Source organism: Natronospirillum operosum (genome assembly GCF_004768465.1).
In the GTDB taxonomy this organism is placed as follows: domain Bacteria; phylum Pseudomonadota; class Gammaproteobacteria; order Pseudomonadales; family Natronospirillaceae; genus Natronospirillum; species Natronospirillum operosum.
This window is the reverse complement of the sequence record NZ_SRMF01000001.1, coordinates 628790-647039: the sequence shown is the minus strand read 5'-3', so window position 1 is coordinate 647039 and position 18250 is coordinate 628790. Positions and strand designations below refer to the sequence as shown.

Genomic DNA, 18250 nt, shown 5'->3' with positions numbered 1-18250 from the left:
GAGGAGATAACCGAATGCAGGTGACGATCTGGCACAACCCAAGGTGCAGCAAGTCCCGTGAAACTCTGAAGCTGCTGGAATCGAAAGGGCACACACCGGAGATTCGCCATTATCTGGACGATGTGCCGACAGTAGAGGAACTGCGCACAGTGCTGCAGCAGCTCGGCATCAGTGCAGTTGATCTGGTGCGGCGCCAGGAGCAGGCCTTCAAGGCGCGCGGGCTGAGCAAGGACAGCCCCGAAGATCAGTTGCTCGCCGCCATGACGGAAGAGCCCAGACTGATCGAGCGCCCGGTAGTGATCACCGCCAAGGGCGCCGCTCTGGGCCGCCCGCCGGAAAATGTGCTGCATGTCCTCTGACGTGGTGACCGAGCCTCATATCCTGGTGCTGTTCTACAGCCGGGGCGGCAAGACCGCCGAACTGGCCGAAACCATCGCCGATGGTATCCTCTCCGTGGGCGGCATTGATGCCCGTCTGCGCACGGTACCACCCTTGGATGGGGATGCCCCGGCCGGCGACTATCTGTATTGCGAACCCACTGATCTGGCTTCTGCCGCCGGCCTGGCCATGGGCAGCCCGACCCGCTTCGGCACCATGGCCGCACCGCTGAAACACTGGTGGGAACAGACCACACCGCAGTGGCTGAATGGCGATCTGGTCGACAAGCCGGCCTGTGTGTTCACCTCCACCAGCACGCTGCATGGCGGCCAGGAGGCCACGCTGCTGTCGATGATGCTGCCCCTGCTGCATCACGGCCTGGTGATTGCCGGCACCCCCTATACCGAGGCCGAACTGCACACCACGGAATCCGGCGGCTCGCCCTACGGGCCAACGCACTGGGACAAGGACCGACGCCCTCTGAGCCGCGATGAGATGCGCCTGGCCCGGGCTCAGGGCAAACGCCTGGCGCGGCTGGCCCTGGCGCTCGCCAACGACCGTAACGGAGCACCGGCATGACTGAAATGACTGCCTATCAGAAAAAAATGCGCGCCGAAAGCTGGCAACGAGCCACCTGGGCCTGTTTCTGGCTCGTCATGCTGACCTTCGCCATCAACACCACGGCCAATGCACCACCGGACATGGCACTGGGCCCCGTGGTCACGGCCGGCATGACCTTCTGGCTGCTGCAGACCCTGCCGCTGTGGCTGTTTTTCCCCGCCATGAAACGGCACCACACCCGCGCCCTGAGCTGGTTCGGCTATATTCTGCTGCTGTACCTGCCCTTCTGCATTGTGGGTGCATTCGACCCACCGCACTGGTCCGGCGTGCTGACATCGCTGTCGGTATTGGCGCTGTTCTTCAGCAATGCCTTCTGGGTGCGGGCCCTGAAGCGGGCCCGGGCGGCCAGCTGAGACTATTCCGCCAACAGGCGGATCTCACCGTACCAGGCCTCGATCGGCTCACCCACATCATCACAGTCGGTCATGATGGCGAAGGCGTTGAGCCGCTCCAGCTCACGGTCATGAAAATGCCTGAAGTCTTCGCGCAGGTTGCGCCGCTCGGTAACCCAGGTGCCGCGTTCCTCCGGCGGTCCTGACTGCATGGCGATCATGTGCGCACGGCGCTGATAGGCGTTGGGCCAGTCCTCCCCGGCCGGCATCTCGCTGGCCCAGACATAGTTGAGTGCCCGCGTGCTCCAGATGCGGATGCGATGCTCATCCACGGCATAGAGCCGGGCCGGGTAGTCGTCTCCGGCGCGGGTGGTTTCATCGATGCTTGAGAAGGTCTCGTCCACGCGCCACTCCCACTCCACCACCGGCGTCGCAGTCAGGTCGATATCATCCTGCAGAAACAGGCCGGAGGCTGTGCCTTCGGTGCAGATCGCATGCACGGCACTGCGACCGTCGACCTCGACCAGCTCATACTGTGTTTCGCCGTTGAATGAATGGCGCTCCCACTCGATGATGTCTTGCGGGGTGAAGACCCTCGTTTCTGCCGGGGCGGCACTCGCCAGAGCACCGGCGCCGAGCAGCACGGCCAGCGACCAGGCCTGCGGGGAGAATCGGGGAGAATGCTGATGCGTCATGCTGTACTCCTGTCTGCACTACATTGACCGGCCTGTAGCCAGCTCTGCTGTTCAGACTCTGTACGCAGGAGCAGGTTCCCCGGTCTGCTTTTTTCGCCGTCAGATCACGGAATAGAGCATACGTGCCACCAGCAGCATCAGCAGTATGGCAAAGATGCGCTTCAGCGGCCGCACCGGCAGCCAGTGCGCCGTGCGGGCCCCCAGCGGCGCGGTAAAATAGCTGCACAGGGAAATGGCCAGTACCGCCGGCAGGTGCACATAGCCGAAGGTCCAGGGCAGTTGCACCGGCACACCGGCGCCGTTGATCAGATAGCCCGCAGTGCCAGCCAGGGAAATGGGCAGCCCGACCGCAGCCGCCGTACCGATAGCCTTGCGGATATCGACATTGTGCCAGGTCAGAAAAGGCACCATCAGAGACCCGCCACCAATGGACACCATGGCCGATATACCACCGATGCCGGCACCGGTGGCCAGCAGACCAACTCTGCCGGGCAGCTCACGCGCAGGTGGCGGCTTGCGGTCCAGGAACATCTGCACGGCGGCATAACCGATAAAGACGGCAAACACCAGCGACAGCACCAGGGAATTGAGCTGGGCGGCGATAAAGGTGGCACCGAAGGTACCCACGACAATGCCCGGCGAGATGGTGCGGACGATGGGCCAGATCACGCCCTCGCGCCGATTGTGGGCACGCAGGCTGGAAATGGAGGTCACGATGATCGACCCCATGGACGTGCCCAGCGCCAGGTGTACCACATGCTCGATGGGCACCCCCTGGGCCAGAAACAGGGTCGTCAGCACCGGCACCATCAATACGCCGCCGCCGACACCCAGCAGGCCGGCGGAAAAGCCGACCAGCACACCCAGGCCCAGATAGGCCAGCAGCCACTCCAGTACCATTCAACAGTCTCCTTCTTGGTTGGGCAGCTTGAGCAAGCTGTAGGCTGTGGCCCTCGGCCACGCATTGCGCCATGGCTCACGCCTGAAAATCAAACCACCTTCAGGCGCTCTTTCAATTCCAGCATTTCATCACGCAGGGCGGCCGCTTTCTCGAACTCCATGCCCCGCGCGGCCTTGTGCATCTCGTCTTCCAACTGACGAATACGCCTGGCAATCTCGGTCGGGGTTCGATAACCGGCATCAGGCTCCGCAACCCGGCGCACTTTTTCGCGCTTGCCGGTCTGCTTCTTGGACTTGCCGGGAATCACGGTGCCTTCCATGATGTCCTGCACATTCTTGTTCAGCGCCGTCGGGATGATGCTGTGCTCGGTGTTGTACTCGATCTGCTTGGTGCGGCGCCGGTCGGTCTCGTCGATGGCACGGCGCATGGAGGGCGTGATCTTGTCGGCATACAGAATGGCCTTGCCGCGCAGGTTGCGGGCGGCCCGGCCGATGGTCTGAATCAGCGAACGTTCGGAGCGCAGGAAGCCCTCCTTGTCCGCATCCAGAATGGCCACCAGGGCCACTTCCGGTATATCCAGCCCCTCGCGCAGCAGGTTGATGCCGACCAGTACATCGAATTCGCCCAGGCGCAGGTCGCGGATGATCTCGACCCGTTCCACGGTGTCGATGTCACTGTGCAGATAGCGCACCCGTACGCCGTTATCCATCAGGAAGTCGGTGAGATCCTCGGCCATGCGCTTGGTCAGGGTGGTGACCAGAATGCGCTCGCCCAGCGGTACGCGTTCGTGAATTTCCTTCAGCAGATCGTCGACCTGGGTGACCTGGGGCCGCACTTCGATCTCGGGGTCGATCAGGCCGGTGGGTCGCACCACCTGCTCCACCACCTGATCGCCATGTTTCTCTTCGTAGGGGCCGGGTGTGGCCGAGACAAAGATCAGCTGCGGGGCCAGCCGCTCCCATTCCTCGAAGCGCAGGGGTCGGTTGTCGAGCGCCGAGGGCAGGCGGAAACCATACTCCACCAGGGTTTCCTTGCGCGAGCGGTCGCCCTTGTACATGCCGCCCAGCTGCGGAATGGTGGCGTGGCTTTCATCGACAAACACGATGGCGTTGTTGGGCACATAGTCGAACAGGGTCGGTGGCGGCTCGCCGGCTTCGCGCCCGGACAGATAGCGGCTGTAGTTCTCGATGCCGTTGCAGTAGCCCAGTTCCTGCATCATTTCCAGATCATACAGGGTGCGCTGTTCCAGCCGCTGGGCCTCGACCAGGCGGTTGTTGTCGCGCAGTTGCTGCAGGCGCGCCTTGAGCTCGATCTTTATCTTGTCGATGGCGCTCAGAATCTGCTCGCGAGGCGTCACATAGTGGGTCTTGGGGTAGATGGTATAGCGCTGGACCTTCTGGATGATCTCGCCGGTCAGCGGGTCGAAGATGGCCATGCGCTCGACTTCGTCGTCAAACAGTTCGATGCGCAGGGCTTCGGTTTCGGATTCGGCCGGAAAGATGTCGATCACGTCGCCGCGCACGCGATAGTTGCCGCGGAAGAAGTCGATGTCGTTGCGGGTGTACTGCAGCTCGGCCAGGCGGCGCAGAATCGCCCGCTGGTCGACACGATCCCCGACCACCAGGTGCAGGATCATGCGCATGTAGGATTCGGGTTCGCCCAGACCGTAGATGGCGGAGACGGTGGCGACGATCAGCGAATCCTTGCGCTCCAGCAGGGCCTTGGTGGCCGACAGCCGCATCTGCTCGATCTGTTCGTTGACCGAGGCGTCCTTGTCGATAAAGGTATCGGAGGACGGCACATAGGCTTCGGGCTGGTAGTAGTCGTAGTAGGACACGAAGTACTCGACAGCGTTCTCGGGGAAAAACTCGCGGAATTCACCGTAAAGCTGGGCAGCCAGGGTCTTGTTGTGTGCCATCACAATGGCCGGGCGCTGCACCGCCTCGACCACCTTGGCCATGGTGTAGGTCTTGCCGCTGCCGGTCACCCCGAGCAGGGTCTGCGCGCGCAGGCCGGCTTCCAGCCCCTTGACCAGCCCGGCAATGGCCTCCGGCTGGTCGCCGGTGGGCTGGTATTTGGACACGACCTTGAAGGTATCGCTCATTCCGGCTCCGAGTTGGGCATTTCTGTAGCGAGGGACGCAAGTCCCGACAACAACCTGTAGCGAGGGACGCAAGTCCCGACAACAACCTGTAGCGAGGGACGCAAGTCCCGATCAAGGACGCCAGTCCCAACAAGGGCCGGCAGACCGGCACAGAAAAGGCGGCTATCGCCGCCATCGCGACTCGCGTCGCTCGCTACAAATGAGGCACTTCGTTACAACACGTCGGCAATGGCCTTGCAGAGCGTCTCCATGTCACGCGAGCGAATACCGGCCACATTGATGCGACCGGAGCCGACAATGTAGATGGCGTGCTCGTCCTTCAACCGTGCGACCTGCTCTTTGGTCAGGCCGGAGAAGCTGAACATGCCCTTCTGCGCGGCAATGAAGCTGAAGTCACGGTCGGCGCCACTGGCCTTCAGCGCCGCGACCAGCTCTTCGCGCAGACCATTGATACGCTGGCGCATGCCGGACAGCTCTTCCTGCCAGCTGCGGGTCAGGCCCGGATCGGTCAGGATGGTGTGCACCACGGCCGAACCATGGCTGGGCGGGTTCGAGTAGATCGCCCGGATCAGGCTCTTGAACTGGCTCAGCACGGCGTCGGTCTGGGCATGGTCACGCGTAACGGCAGTCAGCGCGCCGACCCGCTCGTTGTAGAGCCCGAAATTCTTGGAGAAGGAGTTGGCAATCAACACCTCCGGCAATTGTTCTACCAGCAGTTGCAGGCCCTGGGCATCTTCTTCCAGCCCGTCACCAAAACCCTGATAGGCAAAGTCGAACAGCACCGCCGACCCCTGAGCCTTCAAGGCAGCCGCAATCTTCTGCCACTGCGCAATTGTAGGGTCCACCCCTGACGGATTGTGGCAGCAGCCATGCAACAGCACGGCATCGTCGCCGGAAACTTTCTGCAGGTCGGCCAGCATGCCATCGAAATCCAGCCCGTGGCTGGCCGGGTCGTAGTAGCGGTAGTTCTTCACTTCAAGGCCAGCAGCCTGAAAGACATTCTGGTGATTGGCCCAGGTAGGGTCGGAGACCCAGATGGTGCGAACACCGAGATGACGCACCAGGAACTCCGCCGCAATGCGCAGCGCCCCGGTGCCACCGGGCGCCTGAGCGGTGCATACCCGGCCCTGCTCGACCAGTTGGCTCTCGTTGCCGAGCAGCAGCTTCTGTACAGCCTGGCCATATTCGGGCGAGCCCTGGATGGAGAGGTAGCCCTTGGTGGTTTCCGAGTTGACCAGACGCCGTTCGGCTTCCTTGACTGCGGCCATGATGGGGGTGTTGCCATGGTCATCCTTGAAGACACCGACGCCGAGGTTGATCTTGTGCGCTCGGGTATCAGCCTTGAAGGCTTCATTGAGGCCAAGGATGGGGTCTTCGGGGGCGACAGACACGCGTTCAAACATGGTGGCAGGTTTCCTGTCCGGTCTATGGGTTCAGGCCCGACAGTATAAACCCTGTGGCGTTTGCGAACCACCGGGATGGGGGGTGGCCTGCTCTGTTGCAGGCTGTGGCCCTTCCCGACAGCAGCCATGTCTTGATCCTGTTACCAGTTCCGCCTGTATTGCCTTTGGGTCCGTCGCCACGGTCCTGATCGGGACCCTGCCGCCGTGATCGGGGTGCTGGGTGAGCAGACACGCAAAAAACGTCGTCCCTGACAGCTCGGTTGCGCACATCCATGTGCGCAGACGGTCTGCTCACTCAGCACCCACTCCCGGCGGCCGCACCTGCAGTGCCGTCCTCATGAAGGGACTTCATCTGTAATGGAGCACCTGTAGCGAGGGACGCAAGTCCCGACCAGGGCCGAAGGCCCTGAATTAAGGGGCGGCTACGCCGCCCATCGCGACTCGCGTCGCCCACTACAACGGAGGCTTTGCTGTAGGCTGTGGCCCTTGGCCACGCACAGGTGCCTCGTCTCGAATGCGTGAGCAAGGCTCACAGCCTACACGGATACGGTGCCTCGGTTGGAGTCGCCTGCCGGGTGCATGCCCTGTGAGACCGTTTGCGCACATGGATGTGCGCAACCGAGCTGGCATGGATGCCGTTTTTTGCGTGTCTCACAGGGCATGTACCCGAGCGTGGCGACGGTTCGATCGGCACCCGCCATCAGGTGGCCACGCACAGGGCGACGTTGACCGGGCCCCATGCGTGGCCAAGGGCCACAGCCTACATGACTGGCGCCTCTCTGCCTGTACCAGAGCAATCAGTCGAGGAAGGTGCCGATCTCGGAGAATTCCTTCTCCAGTGCCTTGAGCTGCTTCTTGGAGTAGCCGCCCAGCACCTCGATGGCGTGGCGCAGGCGTGCGCGCACCATGTCGGGGCCGAGGATGGCCATGGCTTCGAGCACAGATACCGAGCGCGGCGAGCCGGTAACGGAGACAAACATCGGGAACAGCACATCCTTGAGCTTGAGGCCCAGGTGCTCACCGACGGCCTTCACATCCGCCATGATGTGTTCCTTGTCCCAGTGGCGCTGGGTCTCCAGCTTCCACAGGCTGAGCTGCAGGATCTTCAGTATCGTGTCGGCATCCAGCTTCTTGTGCTCGAAATCGGCCGCTTCAATATCCGGCATGCCGGCAAAGAAGAACGCCGCCAGCGGTGCTACGTCACTCAGGCGTTCTACCCGCTCGCGCACCAGCGGCAGGAACTGCATGATGTAGTCGCGGTTGTAGGACCAGTCCATCAGGCGCTGGGCGAACTCCTCGTCGCTCAGGCTCTCACGCAGGTAGCGGCCATTCAGCCAGTCCAGCTTCTCGGTATCGAATACCGGCCCACCCAGAGACACCCGGCTGATGTCGAAGTTGTCGACCATCTCCTGCACGGTGAATTTTTCTTCCCCGTCCGGCATGGTCCAGCCCATCATGCCCAGGTAGTTGACCAGGGCTTCCGGCAGGATGCCCAGACGGTAGTAGTAATCGATCGAGGTCGGGTTCTTGCGCTTCGACAGCTTGGACTTGTCGGCATTGCGCAGCAGCGGCATGTGGAAGAACACGGGCGCTTCCCAGCCGAAGTACTGGTACAGCAGAATGTGTTTCGGCGTGGACGAGATCCACTCTTCACCGCGGATCACATGGGTAATCCCCATCAGGTGATCATCCACCACATTGGCCAGATGGTAGCTGGGCAGGCCGTCGGACTTCAGCAGCACCTGCATGTCGACCTGCTTCCACTCGATCTCGATCGGATCCCGCAGCATGTCACGCACTTCACAGGCACCCTCGCGCGGCACATCCATGCGCACCACGGATTTCTCGCCCTGCGCCAGACGCGACTGCACTTCTTCCTGGCTCAGGCCCTTGCAGCGACCGTCATAACCCGGCGGCTGACCGTTCAGGCGCTGTTCACGGCGCATGCTGTCGAGTCGCTCGGCCGTACAGAAGCAATGAAAGGCATGGCCCTTGTCGACCAGTTCGTCGGCATACTTGCGATAGATCTCGGAGCGCTCGCTCTGCCGGTAGGGGCCGGCGTCACCGCCCACATCCGGACCTTCGTCCCAGTCCAGACCCAGCCAGCGCAGGGCCTTGAGAATGGCCTGTTCCGACTCCGGAGTGCTGCGGGCCTGATCGGTGTCCTCGATGCGCAGAATGAAATCTCCGCCCTGACTTCTGGCGAAGGCGCGGTTGAACAGGGCGATATAGGCGGTACCCACATGCGGGTCGCCGGTGGGAGATGGCGCAACACGGGTGCGGACTCTGGCCATGGATCCTCTCAGTTGTCAGGTTCGAAGAATTTCGGAACCCGCGATTATAAGGAGGCAGGCGCCCGAACGCTACCGCTGTTGCAGGGGTGTGCTTTGAGGTCAGGGGTTCAGAATGCAGAGCCGGGAGCGGCCATCGGCCTTGGCCTGATACAGCGCCTGATCGGCCCGCACCGCCAGCTCGGCCGGCGTCTCATCGGTATCGAGCTGCGCCAGGCCACCACTGAAACTGCAATGGATAAAGCGACGCCCGCTGGCATCGGACACCGGGTGCCGCACGCGGCCAAAGGCTTCCAGCAGGTCGGACAGCACCACGAAGGCATCACCGGCTTCGGTCTCCGGCATGATGACGGCAAATTCCTCACCCCCGTAGCGACCGATCACGTCGGTCTTGCGCAGACGCTGGCGCAGCAGCAGCGACAGGTTCTTCAGCACCCGGTCCCCGGCGGCGTGACCCCAGGTGTCGTTGACGGCCTTGAACTTGTCCAGATCCAGCATGGCAAAGGACAGCGGGGTCTGCTGGCGTGCAGCCCGGTTCGCTTCCTGGTCCAGCCGTTGCAGCAGATGGGTATGATCAAACAGCCCGGTCAGCGCGTCGCGCTCCATCCAGAAGCGCATGGCCCGATTGCGCTTGCACCGGTGCTGCACGGTCGCGATCAGCAACGACGGGTGCACGGGTTTGGTCAGGAAGTCATCGCCGCCTTCGGCCAAGGCATCCATCTGCTTGGCCATGTCTTCCTCGGCGGACAGGAAGATGATTGGCAACCGGTCATAGCGCGGCTGTTGCCGCATTACGGTAGCCAGTTCGACACCATTGCAGCGCGGCATGTACATGTCCATCAGGATGATGTCGGGCTCGAACTCGTCAACGGCACTGAGCAGCGCCAGCGGGTCGGCCAGAATACGGGTGATCATGCCGGCACTGTTGAGGGTCTGGGCGGCGTGCTGAGCCTGGGTACGCGAATCATCCACCACCAGCACCCGATACAGCTCCGGCATGCTGACCCGGCTCTCGCGTTCCAGCTGTTCCACCACGCGCAGCAGGCTGCTGTCCACATCCACAAAGCCCTTGCCGCCAGCACGCATGGCGCGCAGCCGGGTTTCCATATCGGGTGGGCCCTGATGAAAGAAGATGACGGAGATGGGCTCTGCAACCTCGGACTGAATGGCCTCGATCAGGTCGAAACCGCCGCCGGGACGGCGAAAGTTGACATCGATCAGGATGCCCAGAGGCCGTCGCCAGGCGCGCGCTTCCTGCAGTGATTCCTGGTCCGGGGTCAGGGCCGTACTGATGCCGAAGGATTCAAGCTGATGCTGCATGTCCGCCGCCAGGTCAACCTGTTCAATGGCGACATAGACTTCCGGCTGGGCAAAGGCCGCCAGCCCGGGCAGGGTGTGATCCTGCTGCCTGATTGCCAGCTTGCCCAGATGCCCGATGTGGTCCGCCAGTTCAGCCAGCATTTCACTGCCTGGCGGGCGCGCTTCGTCACACTGGTGCAGCAGGGCCAACAGCGGTTCGACACGAGCTTCCATGTCCTTGCGTTCATAGCGTCGGGCGGACTTCAGCAGCCGCTCTACCCGATCCTGCAGAGTCTGAAACCAGGCTTTCTGCCAGCGCTGTCGATGCAGCTGGTACCACTGATCCACCACCAGTCTGGCGTCACTGATCACGCGACGACTGAAGTGCTGTTGCAGTTCCCTGATCTTCTTGTTGTCGGTGCTCATCAGTCTCCCGGGCTCTGGGGGCCCGCAGCCTGCGCAGCGTCTGCAGCCGTTGACGGGCCAGCCGACGCTGCTGTTTTTGCCCGGCCGGAGGACCATAACGGGCCGCCAGCACCGCCTCGGCAAACGCACTCAGTTGGTCAGCGAACTCGGGAGAGCGGTTGTGCAGGCGCCGGGCCCATTGAGTCAATCCTTCGTTGGGCGGCAACTCCGGCCACTGGCGCCGACAATGACGACGACCGAGCATTTCCAGCCGGGAAGCGCCCCATAGCCTAGCACGACCGGTCAAATATTGGACACCGTACCACGTCACAAAAATGAAAATCAGTCCGCCGCCGATCCAGGACAGCCAGACTCCCGGCGCCGGGTCGCCAAACCAGTCCTCCAGCAATGAAGACTGATCATCGGCATCGAAATTCAGCACCCAGCGCTGCCAGCCGTACTGAGCACTGTCCCATTGCCAGTACAGGCGCTGCAGCCAGCCCGGGGCTGTGGTGTCGCCCCAGTTGTCGGAGGCAGTGGCCTGGTCGTCGTCGGTCAGGGCATCACTGAGCGAACCGGTGAGACGATCCGGGGCCACGACGCCGGTGGGGTCAAAGCGAACCCAGCCCTGCCCTTCTATCCAGGTTTCCACCCAGGCATGGGCCTCGCGCGCCCTGACCACCACATAGCTGCCATCCTCACGCCACTGGCCGCCCATGTAGCCGGTGACCAGGCGCGCCGGTATGTCGACGCTGCGCAACATCAGCACCATGGCTTCCGCATAGTGGGCACAGAACCCGAGGCGGCGGTCGAACAGGAACTCGTCTATGCCGTCGGCACCGCCATAGGTACCAGGTTGCAGGGTGTAGCGGAAATCCTCATCGGCAAAGAAATCCATGATGCGTTCAGCCATCGCCAGGTCGCTGTCGGCTTCGGCATACCAGTCGGCAGCCTGTGACCGCAACTGCGGATTACCGGCAGACGGCATCTGCAGCGCTGCCTGGCGCACCCCTGTCGGCAACTCATCCGCCTGCGCCACGGTGCGTGCCGAACGCGCGGTGAGACCGGTCGGACGGCGCAGGTTTTCGCGCCAGACCAGACGGTTGTCCACGGCCCAGCGGGCATCTGCAGCCTGATAGGTGGTCAGGTGTTCCAGCGTTGCCACCCAGGGCTGGGCGGTGGGCGCCAGTATCATCTCGTAGGACCACTGTTCGGCCGCTGCGGCCGGTGCCGGCGGCTCCCCCTGCAGCAGGTCCGCCGTCGGGCCGGACCCGGACCACTGGGTCCAGCGTGTGCCGTCGAAGTGATTGAGTGTCATGGCGCGCCAGTACAGTTCGGATTGGGGCGGAGCCGCGCCGTCGAAACGGGCTCGAAAGATCAGTTCATTGCTCTGCGCCAGTTGGGCAATACCGCCGGTACTCAGGGTATCGGACAGGCCGGTGCGCGCCTGCTCGGAAGCCATTGGCATCTGCCAGATGGGGGGCAGGCGGGGAAAGGCCACAAACAGCAGCAGCATAAAGGGCACGGCTATCAGTACGGCCCGGGCACTGGTGCGCCAGGCCCCCAGCAGGCTGATGCCGCGCGGTGCATGCAGCCGCGCCAGTGCCGCCAGGCAGAAGGACACGCCGAGAAAGACATAGAGGCTATAGAAGATCCCCTGGTCGAGCAGCAACAGGGTGGCAAACACGAAGAAGGCCATCAGGCTGACCAGCCAGGCATCCCGGTAGGTGCGCATTTCGAACAGCTTGAGCGCCACCCCGATAAAAGCCAGGGCGACATAGAAGTCCAGTGCGCCGGGGTGCATGCCGCCCAACACCAGCAACAGCGGCAGCGCCAGCACCAGCGACCAGCGCACCGCCCGCCCCGGCGGCCGCCAGCGGCCGCGCAGCACCTGCCATTGCCAACTGCCGGTGACCACAGGAATCAGCACCAACCAGGCGGGCAGCATCATCAGCACCGGCGGCATCAGCATGAACTGCACCACCAGCAACAGCGTCAGCACACGCTGCCACTGGGGTGCACTCAGTTGCGGCCCGCGCCGCCAGATCCGCGCTTCAGTCATGTTGCTGCCTCTTTCTTCTTGCCAGACCGGTGCGCTGGCGCCGACCCGCTCAGCGCCAGCGCATCCAGTCCCTGCAGGCGCTGATGCTCGCCCCGCCCGGGCGGCAGCCAGTAGTCCGGCAGCCGCAGAGACCAGTCCGTGCCGGCAGCATCGCATTCCAGTACCCACCAGCAGAGCTGCTGCAGACCGGATTCGCGATCCAGATCGACGACCTGACGGCTGTCGAGATGGCGGGTTTCACCGCCGGCCGGTGGCGGTGCCTTGACCGCCAGTACGCCACGGCGGGCATAGTGCCGCCACAGAATCCGCCGCTGCGGATCACCCGGGCTGTATTCGCGCACATCATCCAGCGCTTCCGGGTCATTGCGCCAGGCGGTGGTCTGCTGTGCCTCCGGGTCTTCAGTCGCGGTCCGCTGGGCACCATGGTCCACCGGCACCGGCCAGGCAATGCCCTGCTGATCCGGCAGCCAGTAGGTCCAGGCGGTGATCCAGCCAAACGGAAAGCGGGTTTCCACACGCAGCCGCGGTGCCGGCTGCAGGCCCCGCTGCTGCGGGGTGGTCTGCACGCTCAGTTGCACATGTTCCTGCGCTGCCAGCTCGTCCAGCCAGCGCTCCGGCTGTTCGTCACCGGACACCAGCAGGCCGTAGCGGGGCCGCTGGCTGTGCAGATGCACCGCATGCTGCATGGGTGCTCCCACAAAGCCCGAAGCACTGTGACCGGCCTGCAGTTGCAGGCCCGACAGATTCAGGTAGGTCAGATGAATGGACAGCACAAAGAGAGCAACCAGCCAGAAGGCCAGTGCCAGCACCAGATTGTTCTGATAGTTGGTGCCCATCACGAACAGCAGCAGCACCAGCAACAGCAGGCCCATGCCGTAGCGATTGGGAATGATGAATATCTGCCGCTGGCCCAGCCGGATACGGGTTCGGGGTGGCGTGCGGGTCCGAATCCAGCGCTCCAGCGTGGCTTCGGTGGCATCGCGCAGCATGCCCATGTCAGGCTCCGATGGGAGTTTCGGCCAGGGTTTGCTCGGCGATCAGGGTGCCGGCATTGCCCTGCCGGGCCTGCAGCCGATGCTGTGCTACCGACACGAACACTTCCTGCACGTCATCGGGCTGCACATAGTCGCGCCCCGCCAGCAGTGCCCAGGCCTGGGCCATGCGGGTCAGACCCAGCGCCGCGCGCGGAGACAGCCCGAGGCGGATATCGGGGTGCTCGCGGGTGGCCAGAATCAGCCGTTGCAGGTAATCGAGCAGCGGCGCGCTGAGATGAATGCGCCGCACCTGGTCCTGCAGGTCCAGCAGATACTCTGCCGACAGCATGGGTCGAATGTCTGCATAGGACAGACGGCTGGCCTGCCCGGCCAGCAGTTCGCGTTCGATGTCGGCATCGGGATAACCCATGCTCATCGACACCAGAAAGCGGTCAAGCTGAGATTCCGGCAAGGCATGGGTACCGGCCATGTCCATGGGGTTCTGCGTGGCCATGACCAGAAAGGGCTGTGGCAACGGATGCGTTTCGCCTTCCAGGCTCACCTGTTCTTCTTCCATGGCCTCCAGCAAGGCCGACTGCGCCTTGGGCGAGGCCCGGTTGAGTTCATCGGCCAATACCACCTGCGCAAAGATGGGGCCCTTGACGATGGAGAAGGTGCGGCTTTCGGGGCTGTACACGGCGCCGCCCAGCACATCGGCCGGCACCAGATCAGAGGTGAACTGAATGCGTCGATAGCTCAGTCCCAGCACTCGGGCCAGGGTATGACTGAGGGTGGTCTTGCCGACACCGGGCACATCTTCAATCAGCAGATGCCCGCGTGCCAGCACCGTAGCCAGGGCCAGGCGCAATTGCCGTGGTTTGCCGCGCACCATGCGCGCGGCTTCTTCCAGGGTATGTTCGAGCTTCAAGATAGGCTCCCGCAGGCCGAGCGACCGACCTCAGAGAGAGTCCAGTCCTCGTGCCAGATCCTGTTGAATATCTTCCGGATCTTCCAGCCCTACGGCGACCCGGATCAATCCGGGCTCGATACCGGCCGCTACCTTGTCTTCATCTGACAGCCGTCCGTGGGTGGTTGTCGCCGGGTGTGTAATGGTGGTCTTAGCATCACCGAGATTGGCCGTGATGGAAAGGAACTGGGTCGCATCAATAACGTGCCAGGCCGCCGGCTGCCCACCTCGGACCACGAATGACAGCACTCCGCCAAAGCCGGACTGCTGGCGGCTGGCCAGCGCATGGCCCGGGTGTTCCGGCAGGCCGCAGTAATGCACGGTTTCCACCATCGAATGCTGTTGCAGCCAGCGCGCCAGTTGCATGGCGTGCTCGCTGTGCGCCCGCATGCGCACCTGCAGGGTTTCCAGCCCCTTCAGGAAAACCCATGCATTGAAAGGGCTCATGGTGGGCCCTGCCGAACGCAGAAAACCCACGACTTCCTCAATCTGTTCCTGCCGGCCGCAGACGGCACCGCCCATGGCCCGGCCCTGGCCGTCGATGAACTTGGTGGCCGAATGAATCACCAGATCGGCCCCGTATTCGGCGGGCCGCTGCAGAATGGGGGTACAGAAGCAGTTGTCGATGGCCAGCCAGGCATCATGGGCATGCGCCAGATCGGCCAGTTGGCGAATGTCGACCACATCATTCAGCGGGTTGGACGGGGTTTCGGCGAACAGCAAGCGGGTGCGCGGCGTAAAGGCGGCGGCCCAGGCGTCCAGGTCGGTCAGGTCGACATAGGTGACATCCACCCCGAAACGGCCCAGATACTTGTTGAACAGCACCGTGGTCGAACCGAAGATATTGCGCGAGGCAATGATATGATCGCCCTGCTGCAGCAGCGCCATGCAGGTGCTGAGTATGGCCGCCATGCCGGAACTGGTGCCGACGGCCGCTTCGGTGCCTTCCATCAGCGCCAGGCGCTGCTCGAAGGTGGATACGGTCGGGTTGGTATAGCGGGCATAGACATTGCCCGGCTCGTCGCCAGCAAAGCGCGCGGCGGCCTGGGCGGCCGATTCGAACACGAAACTGGAGGTAAGATAGAGCGCTTCCGAGTGCTCTCCCTGCGCTGAACGCGGCTCACCAGCCCGGATTGCGGCCGTGGCGGGCCCCTTGTCCTGCCAGTTCATGGCCTGTTCCCCTTTTGTTCCTGAGTCAGTAGTCATTATGCAGGTCAATCAGGCCCGAGTCATCGACCGGGTCCTTGTTCTGACGCGTCTTGTCGTTGCGGCGGTTTTCCAGCCGCTGCAGATAGTCCGTATCCACATCACCGGTGACATAGTTGCCGTTGAAGACCGAGCACTCGAAGCGGCGCACATCGGCCTTGCTGGTCTGGGTGGCCTGGATCAGGTCTTCCAGATCCTGATAGATCAGGCGGTCGGCACCGATGGCCGTCTCCACCTCGGTTTCGGTGCGCCCGGCGGCAATCAGTTCGCTCACCGCCGGCATATCGATGCCGTACACATTGGGGTGCCGTATGGGCGGGGCGGCAGAGGCAAAATACACCCGATTGGCACCGGCATCCCGCGCCATCTCGATGATCTGCTCACAGGTGGTGCCGCGCACGATGGAATCGTCCACCAGCAGCACATTCTTGCCCTTGAACTCCAGGCTGATCGGGTTCAGCTTCTGCTTGACCGATTTGCGGCGCTGCTGCTGGCCCGGCATGATGAAGGTGCGGCCGATATAGCGGTTCTTGATAAAGCCTTCGCGGAACTTGACTCCAAGCTCATTGGCCAGCTCCAGCGCCGAGGTGCGGCTGGTATCCGGAATGGGGATGACCACATCGATGTCGTGATCCGCCCAGGTGCGCTGAATCTTGCGCGCCAGCACTTCACCCATCCGCAGACGGGCCTTGTAGACCGAGATGCCGTCGATGATGGAATCCGGCCGGGCAAAGTAGACATACTCGAAAATGCAGGGCGACAACTCACGAGCCGGCACACACTGATAGCGATGCAGACTGCCCTCGTTGTCGACATAGATGGCCTCGCCCGGCTGGATATCATCGATCAGCTCGAAGCCGATGGCATCCAGCGCCACGCTTTCCGACGCCACCATGTATTCCACCCGGCCATCGGCCAGGGTGCGCTGGCCGAACACGGCCGGTCGAATACCGTGCGGGTCACGGAAGGCCACCATGCCGTGCCCGGAGATCATGGCCACGGCCACATAGGCCCCCTTGCAGCGCTCGTGAACCCCGGTGACAGCGGCAAAGATGTCGTCGGGTGTCGGCTCCAGTTTGCCCCGCTTCTGCAGCTCATGGGCCAGCGCATTGAGCAGCACTTCCGAATCCGAGGTGGTATTGATGTGGCGCAGATCGCTCTTGAACAGGCTGGGCGCCAGGGCATCAGCATTGGTGAGATTGCCGTTGTGGGCCAGCACGATGCCGTAGGGTGAATTGACGTAGAAGGGCTGACTTTCCGAGGAACTGGAGGTGCCGGCAGTGGGATAGCGCACATGGCCGATGCCCTTGTGACCAATCAGGCGCTGCATATGGCGGGTGCGGAACACGTCACGCACCAGGCCGTTGCTCTTGCGCAGGTAGAACTTGCCCTGCTGCTCGGTGATGATTCCGGCGGCGTCCTGGCCTCTGTGCTGCAGGACCGTCATGGCGTCATACAATGACTGGTTGACTGGCCCGTATCCGTATATTCCGACAATACCGCACATATTAAGGCTACTCTCCGGGGGCTGACTAGCGTCGAACGTCGAAGACGCGCTCGGACGCACTGTGTACATAGGCGCCGGTCCAGTTGACCAGCGGATCGAGCCAGGGCACCAGCAGGGAACCCTGCCAGGTACCGTCGAGGGCGAACAGGCGCGCCACGGCCAGCAGCGCTACCACAATGATGATGCCGCGCAGCAGACCGAACACCACACCCAGCGTCCGGTCGAGACCGGACAGGCCGGTCATGCGGACCAGTTCACCGATCAGGTGATTGACCATGGCACCGACAATCAGCGTCAGGATGAACAGGATGGTAAAGGCGGCAGCCAGACGCCAGCTTTCGGTGGCAATAAGACCGGTCAGCAGGCCGGCCAGGCGCTCGCTGAACAGGACAGCGATGGCCAGCGCGGCCACCCAGCTGGCCAGGCTCAGCAGTTCCTTGACGAACCCCCGCTTCAGGCTGATCAGGGCGGATACTACCACCACAACCAGAATGATCCAGTCCACTACCACCATGTCAAACTATCTCGGCTGCTCCTGTGTACCGGCAAAAGACCGGTCAGGTTCTTTGTTCAGGGTTGAAACCGCACGACCAGGGCCGGCACGTCAAAGGTATCCGACAGCTCGTCCTTGAGGGCCTGTACCGCTTCATAGTCCCGGTCTGGCCCCACCATGACCTGGGTCAGCGTACTGCCATCAGACAGCAGACTTTCCCGGGTGTAGGCTTCGTGACCGGCCTCGCGCAGGCTGTTCAGCAAACGGCGGGCATTGGCCGCATCACGGAAGCTGCCCATCTGCACACTCCAGGCCTGGATCTGCCCGGCGTCATCGGTTTCGTATTCGGCGGCTGCCGGCGGCTCTGCTTCCGGCTCCGCCTCCACCGGCGGCGACGGGGCCAGAATCTCTTCCACCTGCTCCGGTTCGGGCCGCGCCCGCTGCTCGGGTTCCAGCACCGGTGCTTCACTCAGCACGGGCGCCTGCGGTATATCGGTAATGCGGGCTTCCGGCAGGCGGCCCTGGCCGGAAAACAGAACCGGCAACAACAGCAGCAGCAATACACAGAGTACCAGAGCGCCAATCAGTCTTTTCTTCAGGGCTGAATCCATG

Annotated in this window: 16 protein-coding genes; 3 read left to right on the top strand and 13 right to left on the bottom strand. The window is 62.9% G+C overall.

All coding sequences use genetic code 11. The annotated features are described in order from the left end of the window. Positions 1 to 14: 14 nt before the first annotated feature. From arsC to E4656_RS02980, 3 genes are read left to right on the top strand one after another with little or no spacing between them, the layout of a single operon-like run. Positions 15 to 359: an arsenate reductase (glutaredoxin) gene (gene arsC, locus E4656_RS02990; RefSeq protein WP_135481049.1), complete on the top strand. Its 345-nt coding sequence runs from the start codon at positions 15 to 17 to the stop codon at positions 357 to 359. Further along, entirely contained in the window at positions 349 to 957 is a 609-nt protein-coding gene (wrbA, locus tag E4656_RS02985; RefSeq protein ID WP_135481048.1) for an NAD(P)H:quinone oxidoreductase, read from the top strand. The genes arsC and wrbA overlap by 11 nt, the downstream gene beginning before the upstream one ends. Beyond that, positions 954 to 1352 (top strand): DUF2069 domain-containing protein, encoded by a 399-nt coding sequence (locus E4656_RS02980; RefSeq protein WP_135481046.1) that lies wholly within the window; start codon positions 954 to 956, stop codon positions 1350 to 1352. Before wrbA ends, E4656_RS02980 begins: the two co-directional genes overlap by 4 nt. 2 nt (positions 1353 to 1354) lie before the next feature. Here E4656_RS02980 and E4656_RS02975 read toward each other — a convergent pair whose 3' ends face one another. From E4656_RS02975 to E4656_RS02915, 13 genes are all read right to left on the bottom strand, one after another. Next, positions 1355 to 2026 carry a DUF3047 domain-containing protein gene (locus tag E4656_RS02975; protein ID WP_135481044.1) on the bottom strand — a complete coding sequence of 224 codons (672 nt, stop codon included), beginning with the start codon at positions 2024 to 2026 and terminating at the stop codon, positions 1355 to 1357. 99 nt (positions 2027 to 2125) lie between these two features. Further along, entirely contained in the window at positions 2126 to 2926 is an 801-nt protein-coding gene (locus E4656_RS02970; protein WP_135481042.1) for a sulfite exporter TauE/SafE family protein, read from the bottom strand. A gap of 89 nt (positions 2927 to 3015) precedes the next feature. Then, the gene (gene uvrB, locus E4656_RS02965; RefSeq protein WP_135481040.1) at positions 3016 to 5031 is read right to left on the bottom strand and encodes an excinuclease ABC subunit UvrB; all 2016 of its coding nucleotides are present in this window, start codon (positions 5029 to 5031) and stop codon (positions 3016 to 3018) included. A gap of 212 nt (positions 5032 to 5243) precedes the next feature. Beyond that, a complete protein-coding gene (locus E4656_RS02960) occupies positions 5244 to 6434 on the bottom strand; it encodes an amino acid aminotransferase (protein ID WP_135481039.1) in 1191 nt (396 codons plus the stop codon). A 797-nt stretch (positions 6435 to 7231) separates the two neighbouring features. Further along, entirely contained in the window at positions 7232 to 8728 is a 1497-nt protein-coding gene (gene gltX / locus E4656_RS02955) for a glutamate--tRNA ligase (protein ID WP_135481037.1), read from the bottom strand. Between the two features lie 99 nt (positions 8729 to 8827). Beyond that, positions 8828 to 10450, bottom strand: coding sequence for a diguanylate cyclase (locus E4656_RS02950; protein WP_167855909.1), 1623 nt, complete (start codon positions 10448 to 10450; stop codon positions 8828 to 8830). After that, complete coding sequence (locus E4656_RS02945; protein ID WP_167855908.1) at positions 10386 to 12491, bottom strand: transglutaminase TgpA family protein; 2106 nt, start codon at positions 12489 to 12491, stop codon at positions 10386 to 10388. Before E4656_RS02945 ends, E4656_RS02950 begins: the two co-directional genes overlap by 65 nt. After that, complete coding sequence (locus E4656_RS02940) at positions 12488 to 13486, bottom strand: DUF58 domain-containing protein (protein ID WP_135481032.1); 999 nt, start codon at positions 13484 to 13486, stop codon at positions 12488 to 12490. The genes E4656_RS02945 and E4656_RS02940 overlap by 4 nt, the downstream gene beginning before the upstream one ends. Position 13487: 1 nt before the next feature. Beyond that, positions 13488 to 14393, bottom strand: coding sequence for an AAA family ATPase (locus E4656_RS02935; protein ID WP_240753884.1), 906 nt, complete (start codon positions 14391 to 14393; stop codon positions 13488 to 13490). 30 nt (positions 14394 to 14423) lie between these two features. Continuing rightward, positions 14424 to 15602 carry an O-succinylhomoserine sulfhydrylase gene (locus tag E4656_RS02930; protein ID WP_205849077.1) on the bottom strand — a complete coding sequence of 393 codons (1179 nt, stop codon included), beginning with the start codon at positions 15600 to 15602 and terminating at the stop codon, positions 14424 to 14426. A 25-nt stretch (positions 15603 to 15627) separates the two neighbouring features. Then, complete coding sequence (gene purF, locus E4656_RS02925) at positions 15628 to 17145, bottom strand: amidophosphoribosyltransferase (protein WP_135481028.1); 1518 nt, start codon at positions 17143 to 17145, stop codon at positions 15628 to 15630. Positions 17146 to 17170: 25 nt separating this feature from the next. After that, positions 17171 to 17659 carry a CvpA family protein gene (locus E4656_RS02920; protein WP_135481026.1) on the bottom strand — a complete coding sequence of 163 codons (489 nt, stop codon included), beginning with the start codon at positions 17657 to 17659 and terminating at the stop codon, positions 17171 to 17173. A gap of 56 nt (positions 17660 to 17715) precedes the next feature. Next, on the bottom strand, positions 17716 to 18249 hold the full coding sequence (locus E4656_RS02915; protein WP_135481025.1) for an SPOR domain-containing protein: 534 nt from the start codon (positions 18247 to 18249) through the stop codon (positions 17716 to 17718). Position 18250: the final 1 nt, after the last annotated feature.

Coding starts and splice junctions, on each gene's coding strand:
- arsC (WP_135481049.1), top strand. CDS start 15: ATGCAGGTGACGATCTGGCACAACCCAAGGTGCAGCAAGTCCCGTGAA.
- wrbA (WP_135481048.1), top strand. CDS start 349: ATGTCCTCTGACGTGGTGACCGAGCCTCATATCCTGGTGCTGTTCTAC.
- E4656_RS02980 (WP_135481046.1), top strand. CDS start 954: ATGACTGAAATGACTGCCTATCAGAAAAAAATGCGCGCCGAAAGCTGG.
- E4656_RS02975 (WP_135481044.1), bottom strand. CDS start 2,026: ATGACGCATCAGCATTCTCCCCGATTCTCCCCGCAGGCCTGGTCGCTG.
- E4656_RS02970 (WP_135481042.1), bottom strand. CDS start 2,926: ATGGTACTGGAGTGGCTGCTGGCCTATCTGGGCCTGGGTGTGCTGGTC.
- uvrB (WP_135481040.1), bottom strand. CDS start 5,031: ATGAGCGATACCTTCAAGGTCGTGTCCAAATACCAGCCCACCGGCGAC.
- E4656_RS02960 (WP_135481039.1), bottom strand. CDS start 6,434: ATGTTTGAACGCGTGTCTGTCGCCCCCGAAGACCCCATCCTTGGCCTC.
- gltX (WP_135481037.1), bottom strand. CDS start 8,728: ATGGCCAGAGTCCGCACCCGTGTTGCGCCATCTCCCACCGGCGACCCG.
- E4656_RS02950 (WP_167855909.1), bottom strand. CDS start 10,450: ATGAGCACCGACAACAAGAAGATCAGGGAACTGCAACAGCACTTCAGT.
- E4656_RS02945 (WP_167855908.1), bottom strand. CDS start 12,491: ATGACTGAAGCGCGGATCTGGCGGCGCGGGCCGCAACTGAGTGCACCC.
- E4656_RS02940 (WP_135481032.1), bottom strand. CDS start 13,486: ATGGGCATGCTGCGCGATGCCACCGAAGCCACGCTGGAGCGCTGGATT.
- E4656_RS02930 (WP_205849077.1), bottom strand. CDS start 15,602: ATGAACTGGCAGGACAAGGGGCCCGCCACGGCCGCAATCCGGGCTGGT.
- purF (WP_135481028.1), bottom strand. CDS start 17,145: ATGTGCGGTATTGTCGGAATATACGGATACGGGCCAGTCAACCAGTCA.
- E4656_RS02920 (WP_135481026.1), bottom strand. CDS start 17,659: ATGGTGGTAGTGGACTGGATCATTCTGGTTGTGGTGGTAGTATCCGCC.
- E4656_RS02915 (WP_135481025.1), bottom strand. CDS start 18,249: ATGGATTCAGCCCTGAAGAAAAGACTGATTGGCGCTCTGGTACTCTGT.